At 38.2% G+C, this 12,991-nt stretch carries 12 protein-coding genes; 3 read left to right on the forward strand and 9 right to left on the reverse strand.

Annotated elements, in window-relative coordinates; genetic code table 11:
• Positions 1 to 129: 129 nt before the first annotated feature.
• Positions 130 to 3,582: a pyruvate carboxylase gene (locus B5771_RS21195; protein WP_088189323.1), complete on the reverse strand. Its 3,453-nt coding sequence runs from the start codon at positions 3,580 to 3,582 to the stop codon at positions 130 to 132.
• Between the two features lie 541 nt (positions 3,583 to 4,123).
• Between B5771_RS21195 and panB the strand changes: the two genes are divergently transcribed.
• Complete coding sequence (gene panB, locus B5771_RS21200; protein WP_088189324.1) at positions 4,124 to 4,957, forward strand: 3-methyl-2-oxobutanoate hydroxymethyltransferase; 834 nt, start codon at positions 4,124 to 4,126, stop codon at positions 4,955 to 4,957.
• Between the two features lie 197 nt (positions 4,958 to 5,154).
• Here panB and B5771_RS21205 read toward each other — a convergent pair whose 3' ends face one another.
• From B5771_RS21205 to B5771_RS21235, 7 genes are all read right to left on the reverse strand, one after another.
• Positions 5,155 to 6,087 carry a hypothetical protein gene (locus B5771_RS21205; protein ID WP_088189325.1) on the reverse strand — a complete coding sequence of 311 codons (933 nt, stop codon included), beginning with the start codon at positions 6,085 to 6,087 and terminating at the stop codon, positions 5,155 to 5,157.
• A gap of 40 nt (positions 6,088 to 6,127) precedes the next feature.
• A complete protein-coding gene (locus tag B5771_RS21210; RefSeq protein ID WP_088189326.1) occupies positions 6,128 to 7,546 on the reverse strand; it encodes a VWA-like domain-containing protein in 1,419 nt (472 codons plus the stop codon).
• A gap of 6 nt (positions 7,547 to 7,552) precedes the next feature.
• Entirely contained in the window at positions 7,553 to 8,671 is a 1,119-nt protein-coding gene (locus tag B5771_RS21215) for an ATP-binding protein (protein ID WP_088189327.1), read from the reverse strand.
• Between the two features lie 12 nt (positions 8,672 to 8,683).
• Positions 8,684 to 9,487, reverse strand: a complete 804-nt coding sequence (locus B5771_RS21220) for a hypothetical protein (RefSeq protein ID WP_088189708.1) — start codon at positions 9,485 to 9,487, stop codon at positions 8,684 to 8,686.
• Positions 9,488 to 9,577: 90 nt separating this feature from the next.
• Positions 9,578 to 10,270, reverse strand: coding sequence for a class I SAM-dependent methyltransferase (locus tag B5771_RS21225; protein ID WP_047811291.1), 693 nt, complete (start codon positions 10,268 to 10,270; stop codon positions 9,578 to 9,580).
• Positions 10,271 to 10,367: 97 nt separating this feature from the next.
• On the reverse strand, positions 10,368 to 10,622 hold the full coding sequence (locus tag B5771_RS21230; protein WP_088189328.1) for a hypothetical protein: 255 nt from the start codon (positions 10,620 to 10,622) through the stop codon (positions 10,368 to 10,370).
• A gap of 124 nt (positions 10,623 to 10,746) precedes the next feature.
• Positions 10,747 to 11,088, reverse strand: coding sequence for a helix-turn-helix domain-containing protein (locus B5771_RS21235; protein ID WP_088189329.1), 342 nt, complete (start codon positions 11,086 to 11,088; stop codon positions 10,747 to 10,749).
• A gap of 273 nt (positions 11,089 to 11,361) precedes the next feature.
• On the opposite strand from B5771_RS21235, the gene B5771_RS21240 reads away from it, so the two are divergent.
• Complete coding sequence (locus B5771_RS21240) at positions 11,362 to 11,559, forward strand: YjfB family protein (RefSeq protein WP_088189330.1); 198 nt, start codon at positions 11,362 to 11,364, stop codon at positions 11,557 to 11,559.
• Between the two features lie 148 nt (positions 11,560 to 11,707).
• On the opposite strand, the gene B5771_RS21245 is transcribed toward B5771_RS21240, so the two are convergent.
• Positions 11,708 to 12,253, reverse strand: a complete 546-nt coding sequence (locus B5771_RS21245) for a peroxiredoxin (RefSeq protein WP_088189709.1) — start codon at positions 12,251 to 12,253, stop codon at positions 11,708 to 11,710.
• Between the two features lie 177 nt (positions 12,254 to 12,430).
• Here B5771_RS21245 and B5771_RS21250 point away from each other — a divergent pair, with 177 nt between their 5' ends.
• Positions 12,431 to 12,841: a molybdenum cofactor biosynthesis protein MoaE gene (locus B5771_RS21250; protein WP_088189331.1), complete on the forward strand. Its 411-nt coding sequence runs from the start codon at positions 12,431 to 12,433 to the stop codon at positions 12,839 to 12,841.
• The last annotated feature ends 150 nt before the right edge of the window (positions 12,842 to 12,991 follow it).

A 12,991-nucleotide genomic window follows, 5' to 3' on the forward strand; every position in this document is an offset into this window, starting at 1 on the left:
TTTCATTCTCCTCCCAGATATCCTTTCTCTATGTAATTGCTACTGACTGAGAAAGGATATCTTTTTATTGTGAGGGGGTCAATATTCAATGAAAGAGTGGGGTCAGGTTTCAGTATAAATCAATACCAGCTATTTAATAACAATAAGAAGTTCTCCTGCTTTGACTTGCTGTCCTTCTTTAATATTAACCGAACTGACGATCCCTGCGGAGGAACTGGTTATTCTTGTTTCCATTTTCATGGCTTCGATAACCACAAGAGTTTGGTTTTCCTTAACCTTGTCTCCTTCTTTAACCATCAACGTCACGACAGTCCCCGGAATAGGGGAACCTATTTCATTCTTATTATCAGGGTCTGCCATTTCTGTCAAACTATATTCTCCCGATTGGACGAGAGGGTTACTGTTGTTCCAGTTCTTGTCCTTGATTTTAATTTCTCTTCGATTCCTGTTGACTTCAAACACGAGAGTTCGATATCCTTCCAGATCTGGTTTCTCAAGGGAACGAAGCTTAATCATCAAGCTTCTTCCTTCAGCAACCTCAGCCTCAATGATTTCCCCTTCACTAAGACCATGGAAAAAGACATCGCTTCCAAGCCTGCTCAAATCTCCATATTCAGCCATAACTTTCAAGAATCCTTCAAATACTTCCGGATATAAAGCATAGCTCAGAATATCTTTCTTCGTTGGTTCAAAACAAAATTTATCTTTTAAATATTTAAAGATCTTGTCAAAATCCTCAGCTGGAAGGAGCTCACCGGGACGTTCCGTTATTGGTCTTTCTCCCTTTAAGACCAACTCCTGAAGTTTTTCCGGGAATCCTCCCATAGGCTGGCCTATCATACCTCTGAAATAGGCTTCGACGGAATCAGGAAAGGTCATATTCTTGGCTTTTTCATAAATATTCTCTGGGGTGAGGTGATTTTGAACCATAAAAATGGCGAAGTCCCCAACAACTTTCGATGAAGGAGTAACCTTTACAATATCCCCCAACATCTCGTTAACTTTTTTGTACATTTCTTTGATCTCATTGAACTTATGGCCAAGTCCGAAGCTTTCAACTTGAGGCTTAAGGTTAGAGTACTGGCCTCCAGGAATCTCATATTTGTAGATCTCGGCCGATCCAGACCTCAAACCCGACTCAAACTTGCCGTATACCGGCCGCACTGCTTCCCAGTAATCAGATACCTTTTGAATTCCTTGCAGGTCAATCCCAGGGTCTCTTTCCGTATTTTTGAGTGCCGCAGCAATAGAATTCATGGCTGGCTGACTCGTCAAACCTGACATGCTGTTAAAGGCAGTATCGACAATATCTACCCCTGCTTCCACAGCCATAAGAACCGTAGCTACCCCGTTACCCGTAGTGTCATGGGTATGAAGATGGATAGGCATTCCGATCTCATTTTTCAAGGCGCTGACCAACTTATGGGCTGCATGGGGCTTCAGAAGAGCTGACATGTCTTTGATGCAGAGGATATGGGCACCGGTTTTTTCAATCTCTTTCGCCAGCTTAATATAATAATCCAAGTTGTATTTTTCTTTCCGACTATCAAGGATATCTCCCGTGTAACAAATGCAGGCTTCGGCAATTTTCCCGTTCTTTAATACTTCGTCAATGGAAATTTCCATGCCCCTCAACTCATTTAGAGAGTCGAAGATCCTAAAAACATCTATGCCCGCAAGCGCTGACTCTTTAATAAATTCTCTGATGACATTGTCCGGATAATTCTTATAGCCTACCCCATTCGCACCTCTTATGAGCATCTGGAACAGAACGTTTGGAATTCTTTTTCTCAGTTGCTCCAGCCTTTCCCAGGGAGATTCCTTCAGGAACCTGTAGGCCACATCAAACGTTGCGCCTCCCCACATTTCCAGAGAAAATAAATCCTTGCCCAAAACAGAAGTTGCCTTGGCGATCTTGATCATATCTTTCGTTCTAACTCTTGTCGCCATCAGCGATTGATGTGCATCCCTCATGGTCGTGTCGGTAAGCAGCACCTTCTTTTGAGCGTTTACCCAGTTAACAAGTCCCTCTGCACCTTGAGCATCAAGGATCTGTTTAGTCCCGCTCAGTTCGTTCGGACTGACAGCATGAATCTGCGGTACCTTAGGAACATCGTATTGCAGTTTTATCCCCATCGTCTCATTAACAACGACATTGCCAAGAAATTTCAAAAGCCGGCTTTCATCATCGGTCTTATGCGTGAACGAGATCAGGTCAGGATTTTCCTCGATGAAACCAGTATGGCACTCACCCTGCATAAACTGCGGATGGTTGAGGACGTTAATCAGAAAACCGATATTCGTCTTCACGCCTGTAATCTGGGTCTCTGTAATCGAACGAATGGATTTTTTAATGGCATCCTGGAAGCTCCTGGACCAAGAGATATTCTTAACGAGAAGGCTGTCATAATAAGGACTGATTTCTGCCCCTGTAAATCCGTTGCCGCCATCCAGCCTGATCCCAAATCCTGAACCAGTCCTGTATGATTCAATCTTCCCTGTATCGGGAGCGAAATTATTGGCAGGGTCTTCAGTTGTGATTCTGCATTGAATGGAATAGCCATTGAGTTTAATGTCCTCCTGGGAGTTTATCCCGATCTCAGGAGAATTCAAAGCATAACCTTGGGCGATCTTAATTTGAGCTTGAACAATATCTATCCCTGTCACCATCTCCGTAACCGTGTGCTCAACCTGAATCCGCGGATTCATTTCAATGAAATAATAATTCCCCTGATTATCGACCAGAAATTCCAAGGTTCCCGCGCTCCTATAATTTACGGCCCGAGCAATCTTCAGGGCATCCCGGTAAATATTGTTTCGGATTTCCTGAGGGATAGAAAAAGCAGGCGTAAATTCCACAACCTTCTGATGCCTTCTTTGGATTGAACAATCTCGTTCAAACATATGAACTATGTTACCGTACTTATCGCCAAGGACCTGAACCTCGACATGCTTCGGTTTCTCAATGAATTTTTCCATAAAGATATGATCAATACCAAAGGCTTTTTTAGCTTCACTTTTGGCACTTAAGAAAGCAGACTCCAACTCACTCTCATTCCTGACAATACGCATTCCCCTTCCGCCGCCTCCGGCAGCTGCCTTAAGCATCAAGGGGTAACCACATTCCGCCGTATGAACTCCTGCCTCATTCACAGTTTTAATGTCTCTCTCATAACCGGGAATGATCGGAACACCGACGTTCTTGGCAACAATCTTTGACGTAATCTTGTCCCCCAACTGCTCCATCATCTCCGCAGTTGGTCCAATGAACTCAATACCTTCCTGCTCACATCGTTTAGCAAATTCAGGGTTTTCCGACAAGAAGCCGTATCCTGGATGAATAGCATCCACACCCTTCTTAATTGCCAAACTGATGATCTCCTCAATATTCAAATAAGCATCAACAGGGCTTCTGCCTTCGCCGATAAGATAAGCCTCATCAGCCTTGCTTCTGAAGAGAGAATATTTATCTTCGTTGGAATATATTGCTACAGTCCTTATTCCCAGTTCATTACAGGCTCTAAATACCCTAATGGCAATTTCACCTCGATTGGCGACCATCACTCTTTTAAAATTACCCATGACTGTTTTCCTCCATCTATGTTTGTTATCTTAGATCCTATCGAGGCAGTTCAACAGCGAGTTTTGGCAATGCATCTCTCTTGATTAACAAGCACTTAACAATTATACTTTATAGTTCACTCGCTTACATTATTTTCTGCTCTTGAACAGATCAATTTAGCAGCACTATGATCTATAGTAACATAAAATTAATTTCGATGTATTAATACTTTGAAATTATTAGCTGCCCTTGACATGGATAAATCTCTTTTCTGATTAAATATAAGCCTTATTATATACCAGGATTAAAGAGAATGCGTTGGGAAACCTCAAAAATAACCAAATAACCATAGTCAAGAGAAATATAACCTGATATACTCATTTTGGGCGGTATCATTTGAACTGCACCTATGGAACTTTGACAATTTAAATGGTTCTGCCTAGACCTGCTACAGGCAAGGACAGAGGGATAAAACTGTTATGTAAAAAAGTTCCTTCTGGCTTAGGAACTTTTTTTAATTAACTTGTTTTCTCGCCTCTCCTGAAAAAAGGAGGAAAAATTATGAAATCAACAACAGACTTCTTGGAAATGAAACGGCAAAGAAAGAAAATTGTCATGCTGACGGCTTACGATTATCCATCCGCTAAACAAGCTGAGCTGGCAGATGTGGACATGATTCTCGTTGGTGATTCCCTTGGCAATGTTGTTCTTGGTTATGATTCAACAGTTTATGTGACCATGGAGGACATGATTCATCATGCAAAGGCAGCAAAACGCGGTGCTAGTAACACGTTTATTGTCGTGGACATGCCCTTTATGAGCTATCATCTATCTGTTAGGGATACACTTATAAATGGAGCAAGGCTTATTCAGGAAACCGGGGCCCAGGCGGTAAAAGTGGAAGGCGCTGATGGAGTACTTTTACACATCGAAGCACTTGTTAAAGCCGGTATTCCAGTTGTTGCTCATCTGGGACTTACTCCGCAATCAGTAGGAGTCCTGGGCGGATTTAAAGTACAAGGAAAAGACGTTGAAAGCGCCAGAAAACTACTCGATGATGCAAAACGATGTCAGGAAGCAGGAGCATTTGCGATTGTCCTCGAATGCGTTCCCAAACAGCTCGCCGAGGAAATTTCATCATCTGTAACGATTCCTACTATCGGGATTGGTGCGGGAGTGCATACAGACGGACAAGTCCTTGTCTACCATGACGTCCTCACCTATGGTGTGGAACGCGTTTCCAAGTTTGTTAAACCCTATGCAGCTATCAATAAACAAATTGTTGACGGCATACAGACATACGTTAAAGAAGTACGAAGTGAACTTTTCCCCGATGATCAACATAGTTTTACGATGAACGACGAGCAATTAAAAACACTTTATGGCGGCAGGTAATAAACGCTGTCTATTTTTCCCTATTACGAGACAAGGATGACGTCATATGGCCATTAAAATGTAAGAATTTTACGATTTTTAATCATCAACTTTAAGAAAATGCTGATTCCCCGTTCATAATGGAAGGGAATCAGCATTTTCAAATTTATCCAGTTTTTAAAGCCCCCACTTCTTATAAGTGAGGGCGTTACAAACCATTAAAATTTCGAGGCTAAAAAGGTCCGTACTGTTTTAACGTCTTTGTTATTTTTTGATTCATTTATTTCTTGATCCAATTTCATATCATTAGCGAAGGAACCATCTGCTTTTTGAAAATAGACTGTTGCCAAACAATTACTTGAATCATCTTCATCGTTAACAATAATGATTATATCTTTTAACCCATCTTTGTTTACATCCTCAAAAGAAACGGCTTTGACATCGACTCTATAGGGGAGTGTAGCAGCGAAATCATAGAGGATGTCTCCATCTTTATCCGTTAAATAGAATTCCACAGGTACGTGACTGCCGCCCGTAAGTTTTCCTGAAACAAATTTAACGTTACCCCAAGAATTTAGGTTGACCATAAACGATTGCTTTTCAATCGGGCTAAACCCCTTTATATCGTTAATAGTTTCCGGGGCAAAATAAAAAGTTCCTTGTGACGGTTGAACTGTTATCTTTGCTTTATCTGCTATAGTTATAGTTCCTTCAATTTCCTGATTGGATTTAAAGACTAATTTCAAGGATCCCTTATTACCCTTGGAATCATTATACTGGCAGACAGCAGTATCTTTATTAATTTCCCCCTCAAAATCAGCCTCGAAACTTTGTAAATTTTTATCTGCAGTTGTATAGTTGAGGACACTTAATTTGCCTATCGCCTTACTGTTTTCAATTTTTGAAATCACGAATGACATATCGCTATTATTTTTCAGCTTCCATACCTTTTTAACATACTGATTATAATCAACCGAATCATTGGTTACAGTTGTCGGTGAAGATTTATCCGCTGCCGAAGATTTCGTTGATGTATCACTTACAGACGCAGTAGATACTTTTTCTGCGTTTCCACATCCTGTTAAAAGAAGGGAAAGTGTGATTAATACTAGAAGGATCTTCTTATTCTTACTATTGATTTTGATAGCCATATTTGTTACGGAACCCCTTTCAATCTGACGGATAGTTGGTTTAGATATGTATTTCTTCTTGGTCGTTCATTGAAAACCCGTCTCTTTTGACATCACTCATATTTAGTGAGTCATCTTTTTCTTCAATAGGTTTAAGTTTTTTGACAGGTCCATAAGCTTCTTTTAAGGAAAGCTTATCTCCTCTTCCGGAAATAACCCATAACGTTTTATACCCCCTAGGTCTCGTAAGAAGCTTATCTTCACCCTTGCCATCCGTAAAATAAACTAACAGATTAGCCTTATTCTGATTAGCATATTCAAAAACCGGGCTAAATTTAGTACCTCCTCTGATATTAATCCTATCTCTGATATCCTTAATAGATTTGACATTATAAACACGTCTAATTTCATTATCACATTCGATAACGGTTATTTCATGATTGTAATTTTTCACGATATCGAGCACTTCTTTAATAGCTTGATAAAATTCATCATCACTAATGCTTCCACTTATGTCCAGGGCAACAATAATTTTTGCTTTATGACTTCTAAGTTCACCTCTTAAATCTAATCTATTAGGCTGTCTTCTACTTCTTCTAGTTATAGTCTTCTTTTTATTACTTTCAACTGTTCCCATTAACCTCTTGAGATATAAATTCCAAGGCAATTCACCTTTACTATTTCTAAGTAATGATATCATGCCTGCCAAGTAATTTGGCAGGTTACCTTTTAGAGAATCATTAATGATCTTCTCAGTAAATTCTTTAAGCGTTCTTTCATCGATATCACTCGATTCTTCCCATACATCATGGTCCTTTTCCGGATTATAGTCTGTTTCGATTTTATCATCTTGATTGCTTTCATCCGCAGACTCATCTTCATCGTCATCTTCATCTGCTTCTAAGAGGTCTATCGCAGCTTGAAGCTTTTCCGCATAATACTCAAAAGGTTTAAAGGGTAAGAGTTCTAAGGAATAATTCAAATTTACCCATTCTAAAGTAAGAGCATATGGCGGCAAATTGTCTAAAAATGTATTTACCACTATATTCATTGCCATATTAATCGCTAATTTACTATAACCAGCTTTAAGTTTCTTTGCCCTTATTAAATGAAGAGATATTATATGAAGTATTTCATGTTTAATAGTACTTTCCATTTGTTTTATATTAAGATTTAAAAATAGTAAAGGATTAAAAGATATGACATAGTTTGCTCCCCTAAAATTGAGAGCAGTAGAACTACTTATATCGAATCTTATCTCTCTTGACATTTGCAGTAAAAAATATCCATAAAAGTTGTCTTTGTTTTCCATAAGACTTAAATTGACATTATCGACAAGCCTAAAAAACTTCTCTCGAAAATCTTTCGGAATATCGATTTGAACCTTATTATCTATACGTTTAGCGTTTAAATATATAGCGACGATTTCTTCAGCTTTTTCATACAGCTCGTTAACTTGATTATCAAAATAAGTTCCCACAGTTTATCACCTAATTAAATTATAAGATTCGAAATATAAATTAACAAACTCTTCATTATCTATGGCATATTTATAAACTTCCTTATAGCTATTTTTAATTTCTTTCATAATTCCAATCATTAAATCAACAGGATATACTTTTAAAAATTCAATAAGTCTTCCAATATAATAAGTTGAATCAAAATCATAACTTTCTATATTTAATTCTAAGGTTTTAAGAATATTCTTAGCAGACAGGTAAAGTCTTATATGACTTTCCTTTTTAATTTTTTCGCTAATTATTTCGGAAAGAAAATCTCCTGAAAAAACATCCTTAAAAGATATCAATGAACTATAATCCGATTCAATGAAGGTCACAAACTCTTCAGCAATTAACCTCCCTACATTCCCTCTTATGACATTTAAAAACACAGATCTGGGTATTGAATCTTTACCCTCCTTGTAAATTTTATAAATACCTGAAATTCTTTCATAACTTCTCGGAGTTGCCCGTATATCATCTTCGTTTACCTTATGCAGATAATCAGGGAAGGTTGAAATAAACTCTATAACCTTTTGCTCAATTCCAGCTTCTAATGCCCAATCGATCCATTGGTTGTAGTCAGGTTCCATATACAACCAGACAAATCTATTTTCTTGAGCCGCATCCATATCCACAACTTGATAATCAAAATCCGAACCATATTTACTTGAAGGATTCATGGCAGCCAATATTTTTACGCCTTTGGGTAACTCATAGCCATTAATTTCTCGATTTAAAATTAAATTCATAAGTTCCTGCTGCACAGTATGTTCACAACGATTTATCTCATCGATAAATAAAAGAACAGTTTTCCTTTGAGATATTTCTTCATCAATTTCCCTTAGCTTATGGTGGACGGCATATACAGTAGTTTTCTTTTCATGATCATCTTTGAAACCTGTATAAGATTCAACAGTGGGAAGGCCACCTATTTCACCTTCTTTAAGAAGATTGCCATTAATAACAATTAAACTCCAATTATTTTCTTTCGCAATTTGCTTGGCTAACGCTGTTTTTCCTATTCCGCTTTCGCCAACTATTAGAGGCACTTCCCCAATAGATAAGACTAAGTTAACACTTTTTAGCGTGTCTGAAAAATTCATTATGTCTCCCACCTATATCAGCTTCAATTTTTCATCTACAGTTATTTTTTTCGCCTTTTTGCTTCCATATTTATAAATAAACATGAGCTTGTCCATGGGCAAAATAGCGCTATTTTTATCTAAGGTACTACAATTCAAATAATCCCTAACATATTTCTCGTCAACATCTTCATTTGCTAATGCTTCTTTTAACGCTTGTTCTATTTCATCACTACCAATTTCTATGGTAACATATTTAATCACTAAGATATTTACTTTTAAAAACTCAAGCAGTTTATGTTTATCCAAATCATTTACAAATGTAATAGCTTTTTCATTATCCTTAATTGCTATAAGCTCTACATTGTGTGTCGGTGACTTAATATATCTTAAGGCATCATAACTTATTTTAACAGCTGCCTCTTGTACACGTTCATAAGGTTCTTTAATAAACTTAATGGCATCGTAATTTCTTCTAACAGCTAATAGCTGCAATTCCTCACTTGGATTATGGACATATTTAATAGCCCATCCGGCTTGATTTAACGCTGATTTTATAAGTTTATCGGTTGGGTTTTTAATATACTCTAAGTTAACCCAGCCAGCATCGATAGCTTTAATCATCATATCTTCTGTAGGGTTATTTATAAATTGAATCGCCCGCGGATTACTAACTATTGCCAATTCTTGCATCTCTCTAGTGGGATTGTCTATGTATTCTAAAGTAAGTCCATTCCTTTTAACAGCCAAAAGCTTCATCTCATCTGTAGGATTATTGATATAGGCTATAGCGTTAGGATTATTCTGCAGCAACTCAAAGAGCTTTGCTTCTTCCATAATATTATTTCCCTCTGTCTTTATTTTCTTATTAGTACATTTTTTCAAAATAACAAACAGCCCAGTGCTTACTGGACTGTTCTGCATTTCTTAGCGTTTTACCCACTTTGCCACCACAAATCCAGGATTTCCTTCCCTTTTGGCCTCAAGAGAAAGGGCCTCAGATTTAGTTTGAACATTCGGCGGGAAGAATAGACATTCTCCGATTTCGGCGGATACACCGATCTGCCAGGAACGTATTTCCTCTTGGGTATAAAGAGCTGCACGCTTGAAGACAGACGTTGGTTTTTTACGAGCAGCCTCAGCATAGTATTCACTCCAGGCACTCATACCGGCGATAACTCCGATCATTAAACAGCCCCCGGGGTTTAATTGACTAAAAAGTTTTTTTAAGACGTTTTCCGGTTCAGGTACGAATTCAAAAGCAGTCATAGAGAAAATCCCATCGTAGGTTTCAAGTTGATCAAGAATTTTTGTAATATCAGCATGCCACCAGTGAACACAATCAGCTTTTGAAGTGCTTCCCTCAAGCAGCGCTATTTTCTTTTGGGCCAAAGCCATCATTTCACCGGAAATATCGACAGCAGTAACCTCATAACCCTCTTGCACAAGCCAACTCGTATATTGTCCAGTGCCACAGCCAATCTCCAGAACCTTCGGGCCAGGCGCCTTAAACATCGACTGGGCCAGATTACGTTCAGTTTGGTCAGAGAGTGATCCTAGCTCAGTATCATACCAGGAATCATAATGGGCCGCGACATGGTCAAATAGTGCTTCGTTCATTTACAATCACCCTTATTTATTTATACAAATAGATTAATACTCTTCGTATTGCTTTGCCCTAGTCTCCTTCTCCGGTTTCATTTCACTATGTAAATTTCTACTTTTTAATTGTAAATTCCTCCTTATCACTTTTACAATTAATTGTTTCCTTTCCCTTCTCTCTTAAAGTAACATATCTTTGATTATTTGAAAACCAGAGAAGAAATGGAAGGATAATTGATGAGATAAGACCAGGAATTAAAGTGCCTGATTCTATTGCTATTCTATTTTCATAGACCACAGGGAAAACTAAATTAATGGCCAGGGTGAAAAAAGCCATTAAGATTCCGTATTTAACGATAAAATTAAGCATTCCCCTTTGACGTTGTCGTTCCCAATCCTTTATAAAATCTTTATCAAATGAATGTACGAATCTCAGGATACTCTTACTAGCCTTCAAATCAATCAACTACTTTCTGAGGACAAATTTAAAGAAGCTATAGTTTAAAGTTTGATTTCTCAACCCATTCTGACAGAGCTTTCTTGCTAAATATATTTTGTCCGCCTACCCGAACATGTGGGATAGCATCAACTACCTCTAACAAGCGATCTTCTGTAACATGCAAATAATTAGCCGCCTGGGCTTGATCTAGAACGTCATTTTGAGATACATTTGCCGTATTTATGGATTCCTGGATACTCTGAGAAACTTGAAACATCCCATTTGAATTGACAGCAAAACCTCTTTCTAATGATCTACCTATCCAATAGCCGCTCACCAATATAGAAAGTGCAAGAAATGTTACTGCTAAGGCAATCACCTTTTCTCCTCTTACCATGATATTCCTCCACGCCTAAATTTTAGGACTCACTTCATTATAATTCAATATAAACGTAGAAAACAGAACCCTTTTTGAAGAAACCCTCATCCCAAAAACGATGAGGGTTTCTTCGAGAAGATTTTGATACAACTATTAAGGTACAATTGAAGTTGGTTTTTATTTCATAAAAAATATCCAACAATTCAGTTCTAATTGCATGTGTGAATTGTTGCTGCACTTCTAAAGTTATATTAAATTTCTGTCGATATCTAAAACAAAGGAGGAGATACATTGGATATTGCAGCAATGTCATCAATGTTGAGTCAAAGCAATTTGCAGCAACAAGTAGGGGTATCAGTCATGAAAATGGCTATGGGTATTGCATCTACTAATGGTAATTCCCTTGTTTCTATGTTAAGTGAGGCAACTAAATCCATGGAATTGTCCGTTCAACCAAATTTGGGGGCAAAGATTGACATTCAAGCATAAGAAATTGTCAAGGCCAAAGTAGAACTGGCAAAAAACAAAGGGAGCTTTACAAACTACTTTCTTGAAGTAGAATGTTATTGCTCTCCTTTATTTTTTAAACACTTGAAAAATAAAACAAAGTCAGTTCAAAGCTGCTGGACGGATAATGTTATATTTTACCTACCAAATTAAAATCCTTTCTCAGCCCTTGTTGTCCTGGACGCCAGCCGGCCTGAACACCTAATCCAGTTGCTTCTTCATACTGAAGTCCCTGAATTACTCGGATTATTTCTAATACATTTCGCCCAACTTCTGGGGGATACAGACAGGAATATTTGACTTCCCCACCAGGAGCTATAATAAATGTTGCTCTAAATGTAAATCCTAATTCTTCTCTCAAAACTCCATACTCGAGAGAGATGCGGTGGGTTCTATCGGAGAGTAATGGATACTGTATAGTTCTGGCAGATGGAGAAACTTCAGCAAATACTTTATGAGAAAACACACTATCAGTACTAATTGCGAGCACCTTAACTCCTAATTGCTCTAAGAAGTGGTGATGGGCAGCCACGGCTCCCAACTCTGTCGGTCAAACAAAGGTAAAATCGCTGGAATAGAAGAACAAAACAACCCAATCTTTTCTATAACTGCTTAATGTAACTGTAGTTCTATTACCTAAGAAATAGGCATCGGCTGAGAAATCGGGGGCAAGCATTGTAGGTTTAATCATGATAGTGCCTCCCTAATCATTTTACTAAAATTACATTACGCAAATAGGTATGACTTTGACATTAGATCTGAAAGTTTTGAATCGTATAGATTGAAACTTTACTCTATTTTTGATAGCATGTATTGGAATTTAATCTTCTGAAAAATTAGGGGTTTTTAAATTATGATTAAAGGTAAAACTAAAAAGCTCTCGCCATCAATTGATGAATGGCTCAGAGAGGCAAAAGCTGATCGAGCGTCTTCACAGGAAGGAATGTTTTTAGTTCATAATGGCGTTGTGCGCCAAACTCCCAAAGCTATGGTACGCCAAGGAATTGACGATGGTTCAATGGTGACGGGAATGATCTTTACTTATGATGCAGCAAAGGTTGATGCAGCGATTGCTGAAACCTATGAGATGGACGGCATCTTCCATGTCAGGGTTTGGCTTAACGAGGGGCAGCTAGAACTTGGTGACGACATAATGTATGTGCTGATTGGCGGTGACATCAGACCACACGTAGTTGACGCCCTGCAATTCCTGGTTGAAAAAATCAAATGCGAATGTGTTACTGAAATCGAACAAAAAGAATAATTGCACTTTAATTGCCAAGTCATATTTCCTTATAGCATACAAATGGCACAATGGGCTCAATGAGCTCTGACCTTAAATAAAGGCGTTCTCACTCCACTATACTGTGAAGCGAGAACGCCTTTGGCCATTTGCCAAGAAATTATTTCCCTC

Source organism: Desulfosporosinus sp. FKA (assembly GCF_002196785.1).
Classification (GTDB): Bacteria; Bacillota; Desulfitobacteriia; order Desulfitobacteriales; family Desulfitobacteriaceae; genus Desulfosporosinus; species Desulfosporosinus acididurans.